Origin of the sequence: Pseudomonas benzopyrenica (genome assembly GCF_036884265.1) — a bacterium.
GTDB lineage: Bacteria > Pseudomonadota > Gammaproteobacteria > Pseudomonadales > Pseudomonadaceae > Chryseomonas > Chryseomonas benzopyrenica.
In genome coordinates, this window is sequence record NZ_CP145723.1 from 4,480,334 (window position 1) to 4,501,683 (window position 21,350).

At 65.0% G+C, this 21,350-nt stretch carries 17 protein-coding genes and 2 tRNA genes; 3 read left to right on the forward strand and 16 right to left on the reverse strand.

Going from position 1 to position 21,350, the window contains the following annotated elements; all coding sequences use genetic code 11:
- Positions 1–56: 56 nt before the first annotated feature.
- Both V6W80_RS21195 and V6W80_RS21200 read right to left on the reverse strand, forming a co-directional pair.
- A complete protein-coding gene (locus V6W80_RS21195; protein WP_338545330.1) occupies positions 57–512 on the reverse strand; it encodes an REP-associated tyrosine transposase in 456 nt (151 codons plus the stop codon).
- A gap of 108 nt (positions 513–620) precedes the next feature.
- Positions 621–2,888, reverse strand: coding sequence for a YgiQ family radical SAM protein (locus V6W80_RS21200; protein ID WP_338545331.1), 2,268 nt, complete (start codon positions 2,886–2,888; stop codon positions 621–623).
- Between the two features lie 189 nt (positions 2,889–3,077).
- Between V6W80_RS21200 and V6W80_RS21205 the strand changes: the two genes are divergently transcribed.
- A complete protein-coding gene (locus V6W80_RS21205) occupies positions 3,078–4,454 on the forward strand; it encodes an amino acid permease (RefSeq protein WP_017642922.1) in 1,377 nt (458 codons plus the stop codon).
- Between the two features lie 120 nt (positions 4,455–4,574).
- On the opposite strand, the gene V6W80_RS21210 is transcribed toward V6W80_RS21205, so the two are convergent.
- From V6W80_RS21210 to rnr, 10 genes are all read right to left on the reverse strand, one after another.
- Entirely contained in the window at positions 4,575–6,056 is a 1,482-nt protein-coding gene (locus V6W80_RS21210) for a glucosyltransferase domain-containing protein (RefSeq protein ID WP_338545332.1), read from the reverse strand.
- Positions 6,057–6,136: 80 nt separating this feature from the next.
- On the reverse strand, positions 6,137–7,153 hold the full coding sequence (locus V6W80_RS21215; RefSeq protein WP_338547489.1) for a D-alanine--D-alanine ligase: 1,017 nt from the start codon (positions 7,151–7,153) through the stop codon (positions 6,137–6,139).
- Complete coding sequence (gene dnaB / locus V6W80_RS21220) at positions 7,153–8,547, reverse strand: replicative DNA helicase (protein ID WP_017642919.1); 1,395 nt, start codon at positions 8,545–8,547, stop codon at positions 7,153–7,155. Before dnaB ends, V6W80_RS21215 begins: the two co-directional genes overlap by 1 nt.
- Before the next feature lie 150 nt (positions 8,548–8,697).
- Complete coding sequence (rplI, locus tag V6W80_RS21225; protein ID WP_017642918.1) at positions 8,698–9,144, reverse strand: 50S ribosomal protein L9; 447 nt, start codon at positions 9,142–9,144, stop codon at positions 8,698–8,700.
- Between the two features lie 20 nt (positions 9,145–9,164).
- The gene (locus tag V6W80_RS21230; protein WP_338545333.1) at positions 9,165–10,055 is read right to left on the reverse strand and encodes a hypothetical protein; all 891 of its coding nucleotides are present in this window, start codon (positions 10,053–10,055) and stop codon (positions 9,165–9,167) included.
- A gap of 35 nt (positions 10,056–10,090) precedes the next feature.
- Positions 10,091–10,321, reverse strand: coding sequence for a 30S ribosomal protein S18 (gene rpsR, locus V6W80_RS21235; protein WP_007161145.1), 231 nt, complete (start codon positions 10,319–10,321; stop codon positions 10,091–10,093).
- Between the two features lie 26 nt (positions 10,322–10,347).
- Positions 10,348–10,764, reverse strand: a complete 417-nt coding sequence (rpsF, locus tag V6W80_RS21240) for a 30S ribosomal protein S6 (protein WP_007161146.1) — start codon at positions 10,762–10,764, stop codon at positions 10,348–10,350.
- Between the two features lie 182 nt (positions 10,765–10,946).
- A complete protein-coding gene (locus V6W80_RS21245) occupies positions 10,947–11,321 on the reverse strand; it encodes a response regulator (RefSeq protein ID WP_007161147.1) in 375 nt (124 codons plus the stop codon).
- 130 nt (positions 11,322–11,451) lie between these two features.
- A complete protein-coding gene (rlmB, locus tag V6W80_RS21250) occupies positions 11,452–12,204 on the reverse strand; it encodes a 23S rRNA (guanosine(2251)-2'-O)-methyltransferase RlmB (RefSeq protein ID WP_017642915.1) in 753 nt (250 codons plus the stop codon).
- Positions 12,201–15,335 (reverse strand): ribonuclease R, encoded by a 3,135-nt coding sequence (gene rnr / locus V6W80_RS21255; RefSeq protein WP_338545334.1) that lies wholly within the window; start codon positions 15,333–15,335, stop codon positions 12,201–12,203. The genes rlmB and rnr overlap by 4 nt, the downstream gene beginning before the upstream one ends.
- A gap of 210 nt (positions 15,336–15,545) precedes the next feature.
- Between rnr and V6W80_RS21260 the strand changes: the two genes are divergently transcribed.
- Positions 15,546–15,632: transfer RNA gene (locus V6W80_RS21260), tRNA-Leu, on the forward strand.
- A gap of 112 nt (positions 15,633–15,744) precedes the next feature.
- Positions 15,745–15,831 (forward strand) — tRNA-Leu (locus V6W80_RS21265).
- A gap of 641 nt (positions 15,832–16,472) precedes the next feature.
- On the opposite strand, the gene V6W80_RS21270 is transcribed toward V6W80_RS21265, so the two are convergent.
- The 4 genes from V6W80_RS21270 to hflK form a co-directional block, all read right to left on the reverse strand.
- Positions 16,473–17,768 carry an adenylosuccinate synthase gene (locus V6W80_RS21270; protein WP_338545335.1) on the reverse strand — a complete coding sequence of 432 codons (1,296 nt, stop codon included), beginning with the start codon at positions 17,766–17,768 and terminating at the stop codon, positions 16,473–16,475.
- A 78-nt stretch (positions 17,769–17,846) separates the two neighbouring features.
- Positions 17,847–19,034 carry an ATP phosphoribosyltransferase regulatory subunit gene (locus V6W80_RS21275; RefSeq protein WP_338545336.1) on the reverse strand — a complete coding sequence of 396 codons (1,188 nt, stop codon included), beginning with the start codon at positions 19,032–19,034 and terminating at the stop codon, positions 17,847–17,849.
- 255 nt (positions 19,035–19,289) lie between these two features.
- Positions 19,290–20,159 (reverse strand): protease modulator HflC, encoded by an 870-nt coding sequence (hflC, locus tag V6W80_RS21280; RefSeq protein ID WP_017642910.1) that lies wholly within the window; start codon positions 20,157–20,159, stop codon positions 19,290–19,292.
- Positions 20,159–21,346 carry an FtsH protease activity modulator HflK gene (hflK, locus tag V6W80_RS21285; protein ID WP_017642909.1) on the reverse strand — a complete coding sequence of 396 codons (1,188 nt, stop codon included), beginning with the start codon at positions 21,344–21,346 and terminating at the stop codon, positions 20,159–20,161. Before hflK ends, hflC begins: the two co-directional genes overlap by 1 nt.
- Positions 21,347–21,350: the final 4 nt, after the last annotated feature.

Sequence of the window (21,350 nt, forward strand, 5' to 3'; positions counted from 1 at the left end):
CATGGGCCGGGGACTGTAGGAGCGGCCCATGGCCGCGATAAGACCCGTGGCACGATCTACAACCACACCGCATCCCAAAACGGATAATCGCCCACCCTCCGCACCAATCCTGCCCTTACCGGATTGGCAACGATGTACCGCGCCACTGCCTGGACGTCTTCTTCGGCTCTGAGAGCATGGTCATGATAGGCCGGCGCCCAGATTGCCCCTTGTGTCTTTCGGATAGCATTGATGCGGCGCGCACTCGCCGACTTCAAACGAAGAACCAACTCGCCCAGACTGAATCGCTCGCCGAGCGCTATCAGCCAATGCGCGTGATCTGGCATCAACACCCAGGCCAGCAACTGAGCGTCACCGAACAAACGATGGTCGTTGAAAGTACGGGCAGCCGTGCACGCCACGGGGAAGTTGGCGAACAGTGGTTGGCGCTGCACGGTGGTAGTGGTGAGGAGATACAGCTGGCCAGGCAAAGAAACCCGGCCCCTGCGTAGCGCCGCATGACGTGATGGCATCGCTCGTCCTTGAGAGATGAAAATCATTAAGAGCCATCGCGGCCATGGGCCGCTCCTACAAAAGCATCGCTCTCTGTAGGAGCGGCCCATGGCCGCGATCAAAGGATTTTACCGCGGCATGTTCGGCTGGCGCCGCGACTTCTTGCGCGGACCGCCCTTGGCGTAGCCGGCGGCCTGGCCTTCCTGGCCCTTGTCCCAGGCCTTGCTGCCGTCGCTGGCGCGGGGCGGCAGGCCGGTATGCTGGGTGAGGATGCGGCCACCGCCCGTCCCGGTTTTCTTACTGCCCACCGGGGTGGAGTTCTTGCGCCGCGCGCTCTGGTAACCGGTGTCGCCCACCGGCTGGGTGGCCGGGATCAACTGGTGCTTGCCCGGCCCGATCAGGTCGGCGCGGCCCATCTCCTTGAGCGCCTCGCGCAGCAGCGGCCAGCCCTTGGGATCGTGGTAGCGCAGGAAGGCCTTGTGCAGGCGGCGCTGCTGGTCGCTCTTGACGATGGTCACGCCGTCGCTCTTGTAGGTGACCTTGCGCAGCGGATTCTTGCCCGAGTGGTACATGGCCGTGGCGGTGGCCATCGGCGAGGGATAGAAGGCCTGGACCTGATCCGCACGGAAGCCGTTGCGCTTGAGCCACAGCGCGAGGTTCATCATGTCCTCGTCGGTGGTACCCGGGTGCGCGGCGATGAAGTAGGGGATCAGGTACTGCTCCTTGCCAGCCTCCTTGGTGTACTTCTCGAACATCTGCTTGAAGCGGTCATAGCTGCCGATGCCCGGCTTCATCATCTTGTCCAGCGGACCACGCTCGGTGTGCTCGGGCGCGATCTTCAGGTAGCCGCCGACATGGTGGGTGACCAGTTCCTTGACGTACTCGGGCGACTCCACGGCCAGGTCGTATCTCAGCCCCGAGGCGATCAGGATCTTCTTCACCCCCGGCAGCGCCCGCGCCTTGCGGTACAGCTCGATCAGCGAGGAGTGATCGGTGTTGAGGTTCTCGCAGATGCCGGGGAAGACGCACGACGGCTTGCGGCAGTGGCGCTCGATCTCCGGGTCCTTGCAGGCGATGCGGTACATATTGGCGGTCGGCCCGCCCAGGTCCGAGACCACCCCGGTGAAGCCCGGCACCTTGTCGCGCATCTCCTCGATCTCGCGGATGATCGAGTCGTGGGAGCGATTCTGGATGATCCGGCCTTCGTGCTCGGTGATGGAGCAGAAGGTGCAGCCACCGAAGCAGCCGCGCATGATGTTGACCGAGAAGCGGATCATCTCGTAGGCCGGGATCTTTTCCTTGCCATAGGCCGGGTGCGGCACGCGCGCATAGGGCATGCCGAACACATAGTCCATTTCCTCGGTGGTCATGGGGATGGGCGGCGGCGTGAACCAGACGTCCACCTCGCCATGCCGCTGCACCAGCGCGCGGGCGTTGCCCGGATTGGTTTCCAGGTGCAGCACGCGGTTGGCGTGGGCATAGAGCACCGGGTCGTTGCGCACCTTCTCGAAGGACGGCAGGCGGATCACCGTCTTGTCGCGGGTCATGCGCGGGCTTTCCAGCAGCTGCACCACCTTGGCTTCGTTGGGATCCTCGACCTCACCTTTCGCCTGCTCGATGGCACAGGCCTCGGTGTCCTGCGTATTCACGTAGGGATTGATGATCTTGTCGACGCGACCGGGACGGTCGATGCGGGTCGAGTCGACCTCGAACCAGCCCGCGGGCGTGTCCCGCCGGATGAAGGCGGTACCGCGTACGTCGGTGATGGCCTCGACGCGCTCGCCACGCGACAGCCGCTGGGCGATCTCCACCACCGCCCGCTCGGCGTTGCCATAGAGCAGGATGTCGGCGGTCGCGTCCATCAGAATCGAGCGCCGGACCTTGTCCTGCCAGTAGTCGTAGTGGGCGATCCGGCGCAGCGAGGCCTCGATGCCACCGAGCACGATCGGCACGTGGCTGTAGGCTTCCTTGCAGCGCTGGCTGTAGACCAGGCTGGCGCGATCCGGACGCTTGCCGGCGACGTTGCCCGGGGTATAGGCGTCGTCGGAACGGACCTTCTTGTCCGCGGTGTAGCGATTGATCATGGAATCCATGTTGCCCGCGGCCACACCGAAGAACAGATTCGGCTCGCCGAGCTTCATGAAGTCGTCCTTCGAATGCCAGTCCGGCTGGGCGATGATGCCCACGCGGAAGCCCTGGGCCTCCAGCAGCCGGCCGATGATGGCCATGCCAAAGGACGGGTGATCGACGTAGGCGTCCCCGGTGACGATGATGATGTCGCAGCTGTCCCAGCCGAGTTGCTCCATCTCCGCCCGACTCATGGGCAGGAAGGGTGCAGGACCAAAGCACTCGGCCCAGTATTTCGGATAGTCGAACAGCGGCGTGGCGGCTTGCATGGCAGCTTCCGGGAAAGGGGTGTTTTTGGGAGGGCGCGAAGAATAGCACAAAAAATGACCAGTTCAGCCCCCGGACATCGATTGCCTTTGGCTATCGACGGCAGCTCTGGACCCACCCTCAATGCCGCCTCCACCAGGAGTGCTACCATAGCGCCCCGCTCCTTCCTCACCACCGAGACACCCTCCTCCATGTCCCAGCCCCAACCCGCCGCCGGCCAGTTGCAGCGCGGCCTGAAGAATCGTCACATCCAGCTGATCGCCCTCGGCGGAGCCATCGGTACCGGTCTGTTCCTCGGCTCGGCCGGGGTGCTCAAGTCGGCCGGTCCGGCGATGATCCTCGGCTACGCCATCGCCGGCTTCATCGCCTTCCTGATCATGCGCCAGCTCGGCGAGATGATCGTCGAGGAACCCGTCGCCGGCTCCTTCAGCCACTTCGCCAGTCGTTACTGGGGTCGCTTCCCGGGCTTTCTCTCCGGCTGGAACTACTGGGTGCTCTATGTGCTGGTGGGCATGTCGGAACTCACCGCGGTGGGTAAGTACGTGCAGTACTGGTGGCCCGAGGTGCCGACCTGGGCCAGCGCCCTGGTGTTCTTCGTGCTGGTCAACCTGATCAACCTGTTCAACGTGAAGGCCTTCGGCGAGACCGAATTCTGGTTCGCGCTGATCAAGGTGGTGGCCATTCTCGGCATGATGGCCTTCGGGCTCTGGCTGCTGGTCAGTGGCAGCGGCGGTCCCGAGGCCTCGGTGAGCAATCTCTGGAGCCATGGCGGTTTCCTGCCCAACGGCTGGAGCGGCCTGTTCGCCGTGCTGGCGATCATCATGTTTTCCTTTGGCGGCCTGGAGCTGGTGGGCATCACCGCCGCCGAAGCCGACCAGCCGCGCACCGTGATTCCCAAGGCCATCAACCAGGTGGTCTGGCGCATCCTGATCTTCTATGTCGGCGCCCTGACCATCCTCTTGTCGCTGCACCCCTGGGACGAACTGGTGCGCAGCATCGGCGCCGGCGGTGACGACTATGCCGGCAGCCCCTTCGTGCAGACCTTCGCCCTGCTCGGCAGCGATACCGCCGCCCACCTGCTCAACTTCGTGGTGCTGACCGCGGCGCTGTCGGTCTACAACAGCGGCGTCTACTGCACCAGCCGCATGCTCTATGGCCTGGCCGAACAGGGCGATGCCCCGCGCGCCCTGCTGCGCACCAATCGCCGCGGAGTGCCCCTGCTGGGCATCGCGGTGTCCTCGGCGGTGACCCTGCTCTGCGTGGTGGTCAACTATCTGCTGCCGCAGAATGCCCTGGAGCTGCTGATGTCGCTGGTGGTGGCCTCGCTGGTGATCGCCTGGGCGCTGATCAGCCTGACCCACCTGAAATTCCGCGCCGCCCAGCGTCAGGCCGGGCGCACCTCGCACTTCCCGGCGTTCTGGTCGCCGGTTGCCAACTGGCTGTGCCTGGCCTTCGTCGGCATGATCCTGGTGCTGATGCTGCGCATACCCGGCATCGCCGTTTCGGTCTACGCCATTCCGTTCTGGCTGGCCTTCCTGTTCCTCTGCTACAAGCTGCGCCGCGGCTGATCGCCCTCGCACCCGTAGATTGGGCTGAGATGGCTCCATCGTCGAAGCCCAACAGTCCGCGCACGACCTGACAATGTTGGGCTTCGCTGCGCTCTGCCCAACCTACCCCTCAAGCCCCCCCTACTCGAACGGCACCCAGGGCCGCTGTGGCTTCATGATGATGCAGCCGTCCTCGCCCAGCGCCCAGATGTCATAGAAACGGTTGTCCACCAGCGGCGTGGCGGCCCCGGGCACGGCTACGCGCTGGCTGCAGCTGTCGCTGTCGGCATCGTCGATCACCCCCAGGTCCAGCAGCCGCTCGGCGATCATGAAGTTGCCCGGCGACAGGCCGAGGATGAAGGGCAAGGCCGGCACCTGCTCGAAGGTCTTCTGCGCCAGCGGCAGCCAGGCCACCTCCAGCGGACCGCCGGTCCAGAGCAGGCGCTTGAGCGGCCGCAGCTCCGGACGACTGCTGAGGTCATGGTGCAGCTCCTGGACGAAACCGCGCTCGAAGGTCTTCTGCGCCGAGAGCACCTGCCCATAGGCATAGGCCAGGGCCAGCATCCACAGCACCGGCAGCACCAGCAGCCAGGTCAACCGAGGCTGGAGGCGCTCCAGCAGATCGTGGGCCAGCAGCAGCGCCAGGGTCAGGACGACCGCCAGCCCCATCAGGGTGCGGGCCTCGAGGATGAAGTCGCTGAACAGCAGGGTGATGCCGGCCACGCAAAAGGCCAGTACCGGCAGGGTCGCGCCGTACAGCAGCAGGGGCAGCAACGCCCGGCGGCCGTAGGCGCGGGCATAGGCCAGGCCGCCCAGGCCGTAGCCGAGCGCGGCCAACCCACCGAACAGCCACCACAGCCAGAGATTGCCCGGGGTGATCAGCAGCCCAACGCTGTGCAGCACCTCGCCCAGCCGGTGCCAGAGCTCGGGCAGCACCTGGCCGCCCACGCCGGCGTGCCGCGTGGTCGCCATCAGCTGGTAGGCCGTCAGGTAATAGAGCACGCCACCCAGCAGCAGCTGCAGGCCCTGGCGCAGCACCAGCCGCAGCGCCTGCTCGGGCGCCTCGCGGCGCTGTACCGTACGGATCAGTTCCAGGCAGCAGAGCCCGATGAAGACATTGAGCGCCACCTGGTAGAAGGCCATGGCCGCCGCCAGCAGCGCCGCCGGCACCAGCAGCGCCAGCGCGGTATGACGACTACGAAAGATCACCGCGTAGATCACCGCCACCAGACTCAGGGCCATGGTCGGGCCATCGTACTGGTAGGTCAGATTGCCCAGCCAGAACGGCGAGAACCATAGCGGCAGGAGCGCCAGACACTGGGTCGGTCGCGGCGCGCCGAAGCAGTGGCGGGCCAGATCGGTCAAGGCCCAGGCGGCGGCGGCGCAGGCGATCAGCAGCGGCAGGGGAAAGAGATTGAGGGTGCTGCCGCTGAAGGTCAGCAGCCGGTAGAAGACCTCGGTGAGCACCCGCCCCTGCTGGCGCCACTCTGGGCCGTTCTCCAACTGGATGCGCCAGTTGTCATCGACGTAGGGAAAGTCGACCAGGATGAAGGGCAGGACGAACAGCAGCAGTGCGGAAAGGAACAACGCCCGGGTCTGCACCGGGGTGAGCGTCTGGGGCATGGCGGCGGATCCGGATCCGGCTTCGACAGGAGACGCAGCCGCCACCACCCGAAGCGATAGCGGCGCCGGCTGCGTAGCGGTCAGTCTTGCAGGGCCAGCTGGCAGATCCGCTCGCAGAGTTCGTCGAAGTCGATGCCCATGGCCGCCGCCGATTGCGGTAGCAGACTGGTAGCGGTCATGCCCGGCAGGGTGTTGACCTCCAGGCACCAGAGCCGCCCCTCGGCGTCCAGGCGGAAGTCGGCGCGGCTATAGCCGTCGAGCTTGAGCGCCCGATGCGCGGCCAGGGCCAGCCGCCGCGCTTCCTCGGCGATCTCGGTCGAGACCTCGGCCGGAAACACTTCCACCGCGCCCTTGGGCTGGTACTTGCTGGTGTAGTCGAACACGCCACTCTGGCCGAGCACGATCTCGCCCACCGCCAGTGGCTGGTCACCCAGCACCCCAACGGTCAGCTCACGACCGGCAACGAAGCGCTCGATCATCACCTCGCGGTCGTAGCGCAGCGCCAGCTCGATGGCCGATTGCAGGTCCTCGGCGCGGCTGACCTTGCTCAGGCCCACGGTGGAGCCCTGCTGGCTGGGTTTGACGATCACCGGAAAGCCCAGCGTCGCGGCTACGGTCGCGGCGTCCGCGGGCGCCATCAGCCAGTCGGCGGTGGGCACCCCGGCAGCACGGAACAGCCGCTTGCTGAGATCCTTGTCCATGGCCACGGCGCTGCCCACCCGGCCGCTGCCGGTGTAGCGCAGCTCGGCCAGGTCGAGCAGGGTCTGCAGGGTGCCGTTCTCGCCGGTCCCGCCATGCAGGGCGAGGAACAGCAGATCCTGGTCGCCCAGCTGGGCGCGGCTGAGCACCGCACCGGCATCCTGGCCGCGCATCCGCACCAGGGCGGTCCGCTCCGGTGGTTCGAGGCCGACGCGGGCTTCCAGCAGCGCGCGCTCGGCGTCTTCGTCGAGCAGGCCCAGGGCGGTGTCCACGGTCACCACCTGGTGCCCGCGCCGGCGCAGGGCCGCCACCACCTGGGCACCGCTGGCGATGGATACGTCGCGTTCTTCGCTGGTGCCACCGAGCAGGACCGCGATCTTCAGCTTGTCCTTGACCATCATTCGTCCTCGAAAACGTAGCTGCCGGGCGCGAGATTCTCGAACCGGGTGTATTTACCGATGAAGGCCAGCCGCGTGGTGCCGATCGGCCCGTTACGCTGCTTGCCGATGATGATTTCCGCCACGCCCTTGTACTCGGTCTCCGGGTGATACACCTCGTCCCGGTAGACGAACATGATGACGTCGGCGTCCTGCTCGATGGCGCCCGATTCACGCAGGTCGGAGTTCACCGGCCGCTTGTTCGGCCGCTGCTCCAGCGAGCGGTTGAGCTGGGAGAGCGCCACCACCGGGCAATTGAATTCCTTGGCCAGGCCCTTGAGCGAGCGGGAGATCTCGGAGATCTCGTTGGTGCGGTTCTCGCCGCTGCTGCCACCGATCTGCATCAGCTGCAGGTAGTCCACCATGATCAACGCCAGGTCGCCGTGCTCGCGCACCAGGCGCCGGGTCCGGGCGCGCATTTCCGAAGGGCTGATGCCGGCGGTATCGTCGATGAACAACTTGCGGTCGTTGAGCAGGTTGACCGCCGAGGTCAGGCGCGGCCAGTCGTCATCGTCCAGCTTGCCGGAACGCACCTTGGTCTGGTCGATGCGACCGAGGGACGAGAGCATCCGCAGCACGATGGAGTCGGCGGGCATCTCCAGGGAGAACACCAGCACCGCCTTGTCGGTGCGCAGCACCGCATTCTCCACCAGGTTCATGGCGAAGGTGGTCTTGCCCATCGACGGGCGGCCGGCAACGATGATCAGGTCCGCCGGCTGCAGGCCGCTGGTCTTTTCGTCCAGGTCGGCGAAACCGGTGGAGACCCCGGTGATGGCGTCGCTGGAGTTGAACAGGGTATCGATGCGGTCGATGGCCTTGGTCAGGATGTCGTTGACCCCGATCGGACCGCCGGATTTCGGCCGCGCCTCGGCGATCTCGAAGATCTTGCGTTCGGCTTCGTCGAGCAGCTCGTTGGCGCCGCGCCCTTCCGGGTTGTAGGCGCTGTCGGCGATGTCGGCACTGATACCGATCAACTGACGCAGGGTGGCCCGCTCGCGCACGATCTGCGCATAGGCCTTGATGTTGGCCACCGAGGGGGTGTTCTTGGCCAGCTCGGCCAGATAGGCCAGGCCGCCCACCTGGGGCAGCTGGCCTTCATTGTCCAGCTGTTCGGACAGAGTCACCACGTCGAACGGCTGGTTGCGCTCGGCCAGACGGGCCACGGCGCGGAAAATGAGTCTGTGATCGTGACGATAGAAGTCGCCATCGGACACCTGATCGAGCACGCGCTCCCAGGCATTGTTGTCCAGCATCAGACCACCCAGCACGGCCTGCTCGGCCTCGATGGAGTGCGGCGGGACCTTGAGGGCAGCGGTCTGCAGATCGTACTGCTCGGGCAGGGAAATCTCGTTCATGCGCAGGTCTTGGGCCCCCATTGCGGGCGGCGAAATAATTTTCGATAGGGCAGAAAAGACAAAGGGCACGTCACTGCCTTGGCAATGACGTGCCCGATTGTCGACAGACCGGCGCCGGGGCGCAAGTCCGCCAGTCAGGCGACGGCGCGCTTATTCAGCGACGACGACGACCTTGACCGTAGCTTCGACGTCGGTGTGCAGGTGCACTTCGACGTCGTATTCGCCAACACTGCGCAGCGCGCCGTTGGGCAGGCGAACTTCGCTCTTGTCCAGCTCGACGCCAGCGGCGCTGACGGCTTCGGCGATGTCGCGGGTGCCGATGGAACCGAACAGCTTGCCTTCGTCGCCGGAGTTGGCGGCGATGGTTACGGTCAGTTCAGCCAGCTTGGCGGCACGGGCATCAGCCTCGGCCTTCTTCTCGGCAGCCTGCTTCTCGAGCTCGGCACGACGAGCTTCGAAAGCCTCGACGTTGGCAGCGGTGGCTGCGGTGGCCTTGCCCTGCGGCAGCAGGAAGTTACGGGCGTAACCGCCCTTGACGTTCACTTTGTCGCCCAGGTTGCCCAGGTTGGCGATCTTTTCCAGCAGGATGACATCCATTGAGTCTTTCCTCTTAACTTTTAACCTTCACCGTCCGCGGGCCCCTGCGGCTCTTGCGCGGACCGCCCACGGAAATCGAACACGCTATCGATCACAGCCAGAATCACCAACAACGGATAGATCAGCTGCCCGAACAGCAGCAGCGTCACGTACAGCCCCACCAGCCAGAATCCTGCCAGGCGCTTGGCCGCCACCAGCCCGTGTAGCAGGGCGATGCCGGCAAAGGCCAGCGGCACGCTGCACAGCGGGGTCAGCAGGCCAAGCCCACTGCCCAGGTTCGGCGCCAGCACCAGCAGGGCCAGGAGGCCGAGCGCGATGGCTGGACGCAGACGCAGGGCGCGAAATTCGCGACCGAACCCCTGGGGGTTGTACAGCGCCGCCTGCCAGTAGCGCCCGAGCATCAGGCACAGCAGGCAGGTGATCTGGAAGAACGCCGCCATCAGGCCGGTCAGCACGGGCAGCAGCAACTGCTGCAACTGCGCCTGCTTTTCCGGCGGCAACTGCGCCGCGCTCGGGCCCAACACCTGGGGCAACAACCGACGGATTTCCTCCGCCAGCTGCGCGATGCCCTCGGCATAGACCTGACCCAGCACCAGGGCGAAGACCAACCCCAGCGGGACACTGGCCAACAGCACCCGTATCCAGGATCGGCTCTGGCGCAGTAGTGCCGCCAGCAGCGTCGAACCCAGCATCACCAGCACGATGCTGGCATCCCCCAGATACAGCCAGAACAGCGCCGGCAGCAGGGCCCAGACCAGCACCCCGGCCGCCGCGGCAGGTCCCCGGCGCAACAGCACCAGGCTGCCACCGGCAGCGGTCATCCAGTACAGCAGCGGCACGACTGCACCCAGTACCACCACGAGAGTGGCTTGGGTGCGGCCGCGCATGATGAACTCAGCCAGAGGCCGCATGCCGTGTTTATCCGTTATCCGTGATCAGGCGTCGATCAACGACCGTGGCTGTCGGTGTAGGGCAGCAGGGCCAGGTAACGGGCACGCTTGATGGCGGTGCCCAGCTGACGCTGGTACTTGGCCTTGGTGCCAGTGATACGGCTCGGGACGATCTTGCCGGTTTCGGAGACGTAGGCCTTCAGGGTGTTGAGATCCTTGTAGTCGATCTCTTTCACGCCTTCGGCGGTGAAACGGCAGAACTTACGACGACGGAAGAAACGTGCCATGACAATGATTCCTCGCTAGATCCAGATTACTCGGCGCTGTCGGCGTCGTCGGAGTTGCCTTCGGCGGACTCGGACTCGGACTCGGCAGGACGCTCGCGACGCTCGCGACGCTCGTTGCGGTTTTCTTCGGCCTTGAGCATCTCGGATTGACCGGTGACGGCCTCGTCACGGCGCAGGATCATGTTACGGATCACGGCGTCGTTGTAGCGGAAGTTGTCTTCCAGCTCGGCCAGGGCCTTGGCGCTGCACTCGATGTTCATGAGTACATAGTGAGCCTTGTGAACGTTGTCGATGGCGTAAGCCAGCTGACGACGGCCCCAGTCTTCCAGGCGATGGACTTTGCCACCGTCTTCTTCGATAGCCTTGGTGTAGCGCTCGACCATGCCGCCCACCTGTTCGCTCTGGTCCGGATGAACCAGGAACACGACTTCGTAATGACGCATTTAATGCTCCTTACGGGTTGCAGCCTGCCGCGGAAACGCGGTCAGACAAGGAGTGAATAGTTCGGATGACTTACCCAGCGGAATGCGGACGCACTCCGGGCAAGGGGCAACATTCTAGAGAAGGACGCCGAGGGGCGCAACCGCAGGCATGACCGGCGCGACCGCCGGGCAGCCACAGGCACTCAGCGTTGCACGTCGGCCAAGGCTTGGCGGATCTTGTTCAGGTCATAGGGCTTGATCAGCACCCCGACCCGCGCCTCCATGCCGGGCTCGCGCTCGAAGGCATAACCCGAGGCGACGACGATGCGCAGCGTCGGATCCATCGCCAGGGCACGCCGGGTCAACTCGATCCCGGACATGCCGCCCAGCCCGATATCGGTGAACAGCACATCGTGCTCGCGTTGCGGCAGCAACTCGAGGGCAGCCTCCGCCGAGGCGACGGCCGTGACCTGATGGTCCAGCTCCTCGATGACTTCGGTGGTCAGCATGCGCAGCGTGGCATCGTCTTCGACGAGCAGCACTCGCAAGCCTACCGGCTCTTGGATCTCCTGACTCACGCGGGCATCCTCTTGTTGACAGGTCTCGCCCCGGGCTTTCCCAGGGCGAGGCCGGTATTTTGCGCACTGCAGCGCGATTCGTATAGTGCGATACGCGCCAGGTCGGTACCCAGACGTTTCCTGGGGCAGTCTATCTGGACGCAGAGGCGCGTCTTTGACGCACGGCCTCGAACAGGCAGACGCCAGTCGCCACCGAGACATTGAGACTGCTGACGCTGCCGGCCATGGGCAGGCGGGCCAGATGATCGCAATGCTCGCGGGTCAGCCGGCGCATGCCCTTGCCCTCGGCACCCATGACCATCACGGTCGGGCCGCTCATGTCGACGTCATAGATCTCCTGGGTCGCCTCACCGGCGGTCCCAACGATCCACAGCCCGCGCTTCTGCAGCTTCTCCAGGGTCCGCGCCAGGTTGGTGACGGCCACCAGCGGCAGCACCTCGGCGGCGCCGCAGGCCACCTTGCGCACCACCGCGGTCAGGGTGGCCGACTTGTCCTTGGGCACGATCACCGCCAGGGCCCCGGCGGCATCGGCGCTGCGCAGGCAGGCGCCGAGGTTGTGCGGATCGGTGACACCATCGAGCACCAGCAGCAGCGGCGGACCTTCGGCCCGATCGAGCAACTCCTCGAGCATGGCCTCGCCCCAGACCTGGCTGGGACTGACCTGGGCCACCACGCCCTGGTGGACGCCCTCGGCCAGTTCGTCGAGCAGTGCCCGCGGCTTGGTTTCCACCGCCAGGCGTTGACCAGCGGCCAGCTCCAGCAGGGCCTCGACCCGCGGCTCACGCCGTCCTTCGGCGATCCAGAGCTGCTTCACCCGCCGCGGATGGAAGCGCAACAGCGCTTCCACGGCGTGGATACCGTAGACGGTTTCCAACTGGCTCATGCGTCATCCTTGGGGCGCGACTGACCCTTGCGATGGGGCTTCTTCGCCTTGGCCTTGGTCTTGGTCTTGCTCTTGGCTGCAGCCTTGGCCTTGGCCTTGGCCTGGTCTTCGGTCTTGGGCTTGCCTGCCGATTTCTTCTTGGCACCTGCAGCCTTGGCCTTCTTGACCCTGGCATCCACCGCCGCGGCACCTTCGGCAGCCGCCCCCTTACCCTGACGGGCTGGCGCGGTCCGCGTCTTGGCCGTGTCGCTGGCCTTGCCCTTGTCGGCATTACCCTTGGCTTTGCCATTGGCCTTGCCTACGGTTTTGGGCTTGCCGCCCTCGACCTTGGCTTCGGCCAGCAGGGCCTGCTTTACCGCGCGACTACGTCTGACGTCGGTATTACCGAGCAACTGATCGTCCTGCCTGGACGATTTCGACGGAGTCGCCTCAACCGAAGCTGGCATAGGCGTACTGGCGTTCTGCTGTTGCGCCGAGGAGGTCGCGCGCCGGCGCTCGCTACGCGAGCGACGCGGCTCAGACTCCGACTCCGGTTCTGGCGAAACGCTCGCAGGCGTTGCCTCGACCGTTGCGGCGACACCCTGATCCTGCGTCGGCGCATCACGACGACGACCATTACGCGAACGGCGGGGCTCACGCTCCGGCTCCGGCGAGACGGCCTCAGTGGCGGTCTCGGCGTCCGGAAGAGCGCTTGGTTCCTGCACTGGCGCCGGCGTACCGCGACGACGACCGTTACGCGAGCGACGGGGCTCACGCTCTGGCTCCGGCGAAACGGTCTCAGTCGCGGTCTCGGCGACCGGAAGAGCGCTTGGTTCCTGCGCTGGCGCTGGCGCACCACGGCGACGGTTGCCACGCTTCTGACGCGGCTCGCGCTCTTCCCGCACACGCGGCGCCCCGGCGCTGGCCGGCAGCACGAAGTCGATCTTGCGCTCGTCCAGGTCGACCCGGGCCACCACCACCTCGAGGGGATCGCCCAGTCGATAGCTGCGACCGCTGCGCTCGCCGGAGAGGCGATGGTGAACGCTGTCGAAGTGATAGTAGTCGTCCGGCAGCGCGGTGACGTGCACCAGGCCCTCGACGAACACTTCGGACAACTCGACGAACAGGCCGAAACCGGTCACCGCGGTGATGACGCCGGCATAGGTCTCGCCGACGCGATCCTTCATGAACTCGCACTTGAGCCAGTTGGACACATCCCGCGTGGCTTCGTCGGCGCGGCGCTCGGTCATGGAGCACTGCTCGCCGAGCTGATCCAGGCGCAGTTCGTCATAGGGATAGATGCGCGCCTTGGCCATGCTCGTGGCGCCTGCGCGCTTGACGTGCTTGGTCTCCAGCTTGGAGCGGATGACGCTGCGGATCGCCCGATGCACCAGCAGATCCGGATAACGGCGGATCGGCGAGGTGAAGTGGGTATAGGCCTCGTAGTTGAGACCGAAGTGACCGTTGTTGTCCGGACTGTAGACCGCCTGGCTCAGGGACCTGAGCATCACCGTCTGGATCAGCCGGAAATCCGGTCGCTCGCGGATCTGCTGCAGCAGCGCCTGGTAGTCCGAGGGCACCGGATTGGCCTTGCCCTTGGTCAGCGACAGCCCCATCTCGCCGAGGAACTGACGCAGATTGGTCTGCTTTTCCAGGGGTGGAGCGTCGTGCACCCGGTAGAGTGCCGGCACCTTGTGCTTTTCGAGGAATTTGGCAGTGGCCACGTTGGCGCACAGCATGCATTCCTCGATCAGCTTGTGGGCATCGTTGCGCTGGGTCGGGCGGATCTCGGAGATCTTGCGATCGGCGCCAAAGACGATGCGCGTGTCCTGGGTCTCGAAATCGATGGCGCCGCGAACGTGACGGGCGGCCAGCAGTACCTTGTACAGGCTGTAGAGCTGCTCCAGGTGCGGCACCACCTCGCCGAGCTGCTTGCGCAACTGCTTGCCTTCAGCCGACTTGGGCTGCTCCAGCACCGTGGAGACCTTGTTGTAGGTCAGGCGCGCATGGGAGTGGATGACCGCTTCGTAGAACTGGTAGCCGGTCATGCGCCCGGAGCCGGCGATGGTCATCTCGCAGACCATGGCCAGGCGATCCACCTGGGGATTGAGCGAGCAGAGGCCGTTGGAGAGGGCCTCGGGCAGCATGGGGATCACGCGCTCGGGGAAATACACCGAGTTGCCGCGCTTTTCCGCTTCGGCGTCCAGTGCCGAACCCACCTTGACGTAGTGGGAGACGTCGGCGATGGCGACATACAGCCGCCAGCCACCGGACTTCTTGGCTTCGGCATAGACGGCATCGTCGAAGTCACGGGCGTCTTCGCCATCGATGGTGACGAAGGGCAACTGGCGCAGGTCGATGCGCTTCTGCTTGTCCTTTTCCTCCACCTCAGGCTTGAGCTTGGCGGCTTCCTTCTCGACGGCCTTGGGCCATTCGTTGGGGATGTCGTAGCTGCGCAGGGCGACCTCGATCTCCATGCCCGGCGCCATATAGTCGCCGAGAATCTCGACCACTTCGCCCTGGGCCTGACGGAAGGTGGTGGGCCATTCGTCGATGCGCACCTGCACGAACTGGCCGTGGGCGGCGCCGCCATGCTTGCCCTCGGGCACCAGCACCTGCTGGCCGATCTTGGGATTGTCCGGCACCACGTAGGCCAGACCGCTCTCCTGGAAGAAGCGCCCGACCAGGGATTCGTGCGCCCGGGTGACCACCTCGACCAGGCCGCCTTCGCGACGACCGCGCCGATCATGGCCGGCGACTCGCGCCAGGGCGATGTCGCCGTCGAACACCAGGCGCATCTGCGCCGGGCTGAGGAAGAGATCGTCGCTGCCGTCGTCGGGGATCAGGAAGCCGAAGCCATCGCGATGGCCGGCGATGCGACCACGCACCAGATCCAGCTTGTCGATGGGGGCATAGGCGCCGCGGCGGGTATAGATCACCTGGCCGTCGCGCTCCATGGCGCGCATGCGCCGCCGCAGGGCTTCGAGTTGGTCTTCGGTGACCAGGCCAAATTCCTCGGCCAGCTGGGGCCGTGTGGCCGGAGCACCGCGATCGGCGAGATGAGCCAGAATGAGTTCGCGACTCGGAATGGGGTTATCGTACTTTTCCGCTTCCCGGGCGGCCTCGGGATCGAGGGATTGCCAATCGGCCATCAGTCTGGGGTTACCTTCTAAGTCTGGGTTCGGTAGGAACTGCCATAAAGCCTATTGAAACGTGAAAACCGCGCAATAGTTAGCCTGGCATGCTCAATAAAAATATTTTTCACAGCAGGGGTTTACAAGCAAACGCCCCCTGAGTAAAGTGCCGCCCCACGACGCCGTGAGCAATCGCGACGCCGGAGATGAGCAATCATCGCCTTGAGTGCCCAGGTGGCGGAATTGGTAGACGCACTAGGTTCAGGTCCTAGCGGTGGCAACACCGTGGAAGTTCGAGTCTTCTCCTGGGCACCACTCATTATAGTCGATCGATTTGCAGATCGGTCGACGAAAAGCCGGCGCTAGCCGGTTTTTTAATCCTGAAATCCGCAAGGATGACGGGAAGCGATCAGAAGTCGCACTGCAGGCCCAGGTGGCGGAATTGGTAGACGCACTAGGTTCAGGTCCTAGCGGTGGCAACACCGTGGAAGTTCGAGTCTTCTCCTGGGCACCAATACCAAGCGGACGATCCCTGATCGGACGCAACGGAAAAACCGGCTTCGGCCGGTTTTTTCTTGCCCGCGAAAAGATGCGACCCCCTCCCCTACCCCTTGAACCGCCCCAGACTGCTGCGTAACTGGGCAATCCGCTCCGCTAGCCCTGGGCCTCCTGGAGGGCCACGAAGAGACCCTGAATCGCCCTGGACGCGACACCGGCCAGCGGCGCGGCCAGGCACTGCCCTGCCAGCTTCGTCGAGACCATCACCCACATCGCCTCCAGCCCGTCGCAAGGACAGGTCTGGCGTTCGGACTTTCCCGACCGACGCTCGGCCACACTTCCTTGCAATCTCTCACGGCATCAGAGATTAGCCACAGCGCCAGAACTACCCGGATGACGACCACGGGCAGCAGACTGATGGATACCGGCAGCGGCAGGCGACTGCGCAGCAGCGACAGGAGAAACGACCGGGGGTATTCAGTGGCGAAGGCTATCGGCAACTCATGACGAGCGGACCACAGCGGTAGAAGGTCATAGCGATAAGCTGGCCATTTCGGAACAGCGACCGCCCCTGAGCACCCAAGCGCCCCGCCTCAACCCCTGGAAAGCGAAAAGCCCCGCGGGGCGGGGCTTTTCCGGCTGCATCCTTTTAGCGCATCAGGCGAAAGGATGGCGTAGCACGATGGTTTCCTTGCGATCCGGACCGGTCGAGACGATGTCGATCGGCGCCTCGACCAGCTCGGCGATGCGGCGGATGTAGGCCTGGGCATTGGCCGGCAGTGCCTCGAGGCTCTGGGCGCCCACGGTGGATTCGCTCCAGCCCGGCATGTCTTCGTAGACCGGCTGCAGACCGTTGTAGCTGTCGGCGTCGGTGGGCGCCTCGGTCAGCAGGTTGCCGGCAGCGTCCTTGTAGCCGGTGCAGATACGTACGGTTTCCAGGCCATCGAGCACGTCCAGTTTGGTCAGGCACAGGCCGGAAATGCTGTTGATCTCGATGGAGCGACGCAGGATGACGGCGTCGAACCAGCCACAACGGCGCGGACGACCGGTGACGGAACCGAATTCATGCCCCTGCTTGGCCAGGTAGGCACCGGTCTCGTCGAACAGTTCGGTCGGGAAGGGACCGGAGCCGACGCGGGTGGTGTAGGCCTTGGTGATGCCGAGGATGTAGTCCAGGTACAGCGGGCCCACGCCGGAACCGGTCGCCACGCCACCGGCGGTGGTGTTGGAACTGGTGACGAAGGGATAGGTGCCGTGGTCGATGTCCAGCAGGGTGCCCTGGGCGCCTTCGAACATCAGGTTCTCACCGGCCTTGCGCAGCTCGTGCAGACGGCTGACGACGTCCATGACCAGCGGCCGCATGACCTTGGCGTGCTCCATGGCCTCGTCGTAGGTCTTCTGGAAATCCACCGGCGGCTCGTTGAAGTAGTTCTGCAGGACGAAGTTGTGGTAGTCCAGCACTTCCTTGAGCTTGATGGCGAAACGCTCCGGGTGGAACAGGTCGCCGACGCGCAGACCGCGACGGGCGATCTTGTCTTCGTAGGCCGGGCCGATGCCACGCCCGGTGGTGCCGATCTTGGCTTCGCCGCGGGCCTTCTCGCGAGCCTGATCCAGGGCCACGTGATAGGGCAGGATCAGCGAGCAGGCCGAGCTGATGCGCAGGCGCTCGCGTACCGGGACGCCACGGGCTTCCAGCTCGCCGACTTCCTTGAACAGGGCTTCCGGCGAGAGCACCACGCCATTGCCGATCAGGCACTGGGTGTCGGCGCGCAGGATGCCCGAGGGAATCAGCCGCAGGATGGTCTTCTGGCCATCGATGACCAGTGTGTGGCCGGCGTTGTGACCGCCCTGATAACGCACCACGGCAGCGGCCTGGTCGGTCAGCAGGTCCACGATCTTGCCCTTGCCCTCATCACCCCACTGGGTGCCCAGGACGACGACGTTCTTACCCATAACCTTATCCCCTGTCAGGAAGATTTCTGTCGGCCAGGCCGACGATGCTCACGTTCACCCGGATGCCAGATCCGGTGTTTAGGAATTCAAGGGCACCACGACCCAGGCGCCCTGCCGCTCGATCAGCCGGCGATCGCAACCCGAGCTGTGCAACTGGTCCGCGTCGTCATGACCGGTGGCCTGGACCACCCGTTCGCCTGCGGCACGCAATTCGCGCACGGCTTGCCAGAGCACCGGGGCATGGCCAGCCGGCGCCCAGATGCCGCGGCGCGGCTCGTCGAGCACGGCGTTGCCCAGCTCGACGAGGGTCTTCAGATCGGTGGAAAAGCCGGTGGCAGGACGCGAACGCCCGAAGTCGGCGCCGATGTTGTCATAGCGACCGCCCTGGGCGATGGACTGCCCATTGCCCGGCACGAAGGCGGCGAAGACCACCCCGGTGTGGTAGTGGTAACCCCGCAACTCGCCCAGATCGAAATACAGCGGCACGCCCGGGAAACGCCCCTTAAGCGACTCGGCCAGGGCAATCAGCTCGTCCAGCGCCTGCAGGACGCCCGCGGGCGCACCCGCCAGACGCTGCCGGGCCTGGTCGAGCACCGCGGCATCGCCGCTGAGCTCGACCAGTGCCTGCAGCCAGCCACGCTCGGCGACCGGCAGGTCGGCGGTCAGCTCGGCGATCTCGTCGACCGCCTTGCGCTGCAGGGCATCGAACAGCTGCTGCTCGCTGGCGCCGGAGACACCGGCTGCCTGGCACAGGCCGCGATAGATGCCCACGTGCCCCAGATCCATGTGGACGTCGGGCACCTGGGCCTGCTCGAGCACATCGAGCATCAGGCTGATGACTTCCAGATCCCCTTCGCTGCCGGGCACGCCATAGAGCTCGGCGCCGACCTGGATCGGGCTGCGCGAGGTGGACAGGGCACGGGGACGGGTATGCAGCACGCTGCCGGCATAGCACAGCCGGCTCGGACCGCGCTGCTTGAGGCTATGGGCCTCCATGCGCGCCACCTGGGGCGTGATATCGGAGCGGAAGCCCATGAGGCGACCGGAATTGGGATCGGTCACCTTGAAGGTGCGCAGCTCCAGCTCCTTGGCTGCGCCGGTGAGCAGCGATTCCAGGAATTCCAGGTGCGGGGTGATGACGAACTCATAGCCCCAGCAATGGAACAGTTCCAGCACCCGACGCCGAGCGCCTTCGATGCGCGCCGCGTCGGGCGGCAGGATTTCCTCGATACCGTCAGGCAGCAGCCAGCGGTCTACCGTAGCCATTAGGCCTCTTCTCCATGTCATGGATCGGCACGCGGCTGCCGAGGTCGGCGCAGTGGATTCCTGGAGAATCCTGCCGCCGGATCAAGCCGCTCTGCCGTGGATTGCTACCCGGATCAGCCAGGGCGTCGCCCTTCCACGGGTTTCGTACGGACGCAAAAAAGCCGGGGATGGCCCCGGCTGATTCATGATAACACGAAAAAATCGGCGATCGGGGATGAACGACGAGCGAAGCCTAGGCGCCGTTCATCCCTGACCTCACTGCCCGGGGCTTTGGAAATACTTGAAGAAATCGCTCTTCGGATCCAGCACCAGGACATCGCTCTTGCTGGAGAAGCTGGAGCGATAGGCCTGCAGGCTGCGATAGAAGGAGAAGAACGACGGATTCTTCGAGTAGGCCTGGGAATACACCTGGGCCGCCTGGGCATCACCTTCACCGCGGGCCTGTTCGGCCTGGCGATAGGCTTCGGCCAGCAGCACGCGGCGCTGACGATCGGCGTCGGCACGGATGCCTTCGGCCAGTTCGCGACCCTTGGCACGGTGCTCGCGGGCTTCCCGCTCGCGCTCGGTGCTCATCCGCTCATAGACGCTGCGGCTGACTTCCTTGGGCAGGTCGATGGCCTTGACGCGCACGTCCAGCACCTCGATGCCCAGCTCCTGGTTGGCCATCTTGTTCAGGGCCGCGGTCAGCGAACCGACCATGGCATCCCGCTCACCGGAGACCACCTCATGCAGGGTGCGACGACCGAACTGGTCACGCAGTCCTGCTTCCAGGCGACGCAGCAGGCGCTCGTCGGCAATCTGCTTGAGACCCGAAGTCGCGGTGTAGTAGCGATCGGCATTGAAGATGCGCCACTTAGCGTAGGCATCGACCATTACCGCCTTCTTTTCCAGGGTCAGGAAGCGCTGCGTCGGGGTATCCAGCGTCTGCAGGCGGGCATCGAATTTGCGCACCCGGTTGACGTAGGGAATCTTGAAGTGCAGTCCGGGCTCCAGATTGGGCTCGACCACACGACCGAAGCGCAGCATCACCGCCCGCTCGGTCTCCTTCACCACGAACAGACTGCTCCAGGCGGCGAGGCCCAGAACGACCACGACGATCAGCGCGGCCAGCGATTTATTGCTCATCAGCGGCTCTCCCTGGTACGCGGCTCGGTGGACTGCGGCAAATTGCGAATGACCGAAGCGGCCGTGTCGCTCGACGCCGCCGGGGCAGCACCGCTGCTGATGGCCGAGGTCGGTGCCGGGGCACGGTTCTGCATCAGCTTGTCGAGCGGCAGATAAAGCAGATTCTGGCCGGCCTGACCGGTGACCATGATCTTGCTCGACTGGCCAAGCACTTCCTGCATCGTCTCGATATACAGACGCTCGCGGGTCAGCTGCGGATTGGCCGCGTACTGCACCGCCAGCTGGCTGAAGCGCGAGGCATCACCCTGGGCACGGGCGACCACTTCGTCGCGATAGCCGTTGGCTTCTTCGATGATGCGCTGGGCAGCACCGCGGGCCTCAGGGATCACGCCGTTGGCATAGGCTTCGGCCTGGTTCTTCTCGCGCTGCTCGTCTTCACGAGCCCGGATCACGTCGTCGAAGGCTTCCTGAACCTCACGCGGCGCCGAGGCGCTCTGGATGTTCACCTGGGTCACGGTGATACCGGTCGCATAGGTGTCGAGGAAACGCTGCAGCCGCTCGCGGACGCTAGTGGCGACCTGCTCACGGCCGTCGGTCAGCAACTGGTCCATGGTCGAGGAGCCGGCCACGTGGCGCACGGCGCTGTCGGTCGCCTGCTGCAGGCTGACCTCGGGCTGGTCGACGTTGAGGACGAAGTCCTTGAGGTTGGTGATGCGGTACTGGACGGTTAGCGGTACCTCGACGATGTTCTCGTCCTGGGTCAGCATGGCGCCCTGTTTGCTGTAGGCCCGCTCACGGGTCACGTTTTCCTGATACTTGGTCTCGAAGGGCGGGAAGTAGATGTTCAGGCCGGGCCCTACCGTCTCATGGTATTTGCCCAGGCGCAGCACCACCGCCTGTTCCTGCTCGTCCACGACGTAGACGGCGTTGTACAGCCAGAGGGCTCCGACCAGCAATACGCCCAGTAGCAGCAGACCCTTGCCACCACCCGAGCCAAAGCTGTCGCCGCCACTGCCGCCGGACCGCTTCTTGCCGCCGACCAGGCGGTTGATGCGGTCCTGAAACTTACGCAAGGCTTCGTCGAGATCCGGCGGCCCCTTGCGTCCACCATTGCCGCCACCGTTGTTGTTGCGGCCGCCCCAGGGGTCTTGATTGTTCGAGTTGCCACCGGGCTCGTTCCAAGCCATAGCG

Bases quoted from the DNA above. Each gene is read 5' to 3' on its own strand.
- hflC (WP_017642910.1), bottom strand. From the start codon at position 20,159: ATGAGCAATAAATCGCTGGCCGCGCTGATCGTCGTGGTCGTTCTGGGC.
- V6W80_RS21205 (WP_017642922.1), top strand. From the start codon at position 3,078: ATGTCCCAGCCCCAACCCGCCGCCGGCCAGTTGCAGCGCGGCCTGAAG.
- rlmB (WP_017642915.1), bottom strand. From the start codon at position 12,204: ATGAGCCAGTTGGAAACCGTCTACGGTATCCACGCCGTGGAAGCGCTG.
- rpsF (WP_007161146.1), bottom strand. From the start codon at position 10,764: ATGCGTCATTACGAAGTCGTGTTCCTGGTTCATCCGGACCAGAGCGAA.
- V6W80_RS21215 (WP_338547489.1), bottom strand. From the start codon at position 7,153: ATGGTCAAGGACAAGCTGAAGATCGCGGTCCTGCTCGGTGGCACCAGC.
- V6W80_RS21210 (WP_338545332.1), bottom strand. From the start codon at position 6,056: ATGCCCCAGACGCTCACCCCGGTGCAGACCCGGGCGTTGTTCCTTTCC.
- V6W80_RS21275 (WP_338545336.1), bottom strand. From the start codon at position 19,034: ATGGCTACGGTAGACCGCTGGCTGCTGCCTGACGGTATCGAGGAAATC.
- V6W80_RS21200 (WP_338545331.1), bottom strand. From the start codon at position 2,888: ATGCAAGCCGCCACGCCGCTGTTCGACTATCCGAAATACTGGGCCGAG.
- V6W80_RS21230 (WP_338545333.1), bottom strand. From the start codon at position 10,055: ATGCGGCCTCTGGCTGAGTTCATCATGCGCGGCCGCACCCAAGCCACT.
- V6W80_RS21270 (WP_338545335.1), bottom strand. From the start codon at position 17,768: ATGGGTAAGAACGTCGTCGTCCTGGGCACCCAGTGGGGTGATGAGGGC.
- dnaB (WP_017642919.1), bottom strand. From the start codon at position 8,547: ATGAACGAGATTTCCCTGCCCGAGCAGTACGATCTGCAGACCGCTGCC.
- rplI (WP_017642918.1), bottom strand. From the start codon at position 9,144: ATGGATGTCATCCTGCTGGAAAAGATCGCCAACCTGGGCAACCTGGGC.
- rnr (WP_338545334.1), bottom strand. From the start codon at position 15,335: ATGGCCGATTGGCAATCCCTCGATCCCGAGGCCGCCCGGGAAGCGGAA.
- rpsR (WP_007161145.1), bottom strand. From the start codon at position 10,321: ATGGCACGTTTCTTCCGTCGTCGTAAGTTCTGCCGTTTCACCGCCGAA.
- V6W80_RS21195 (WP_338545330.1), bottom strand. From the start codon at position 512: ATGCCATCACGTCATGCGGCGCTACGCAGGGGCCGGGTTTCTTTGCCT.
- hflK (WP_017642909.1), bottom strand. From the start codon at position 21,346: ATGGCTTGGAACGAGCCCGGTGGCAACTCGAACAATCAAGACCCCTGG.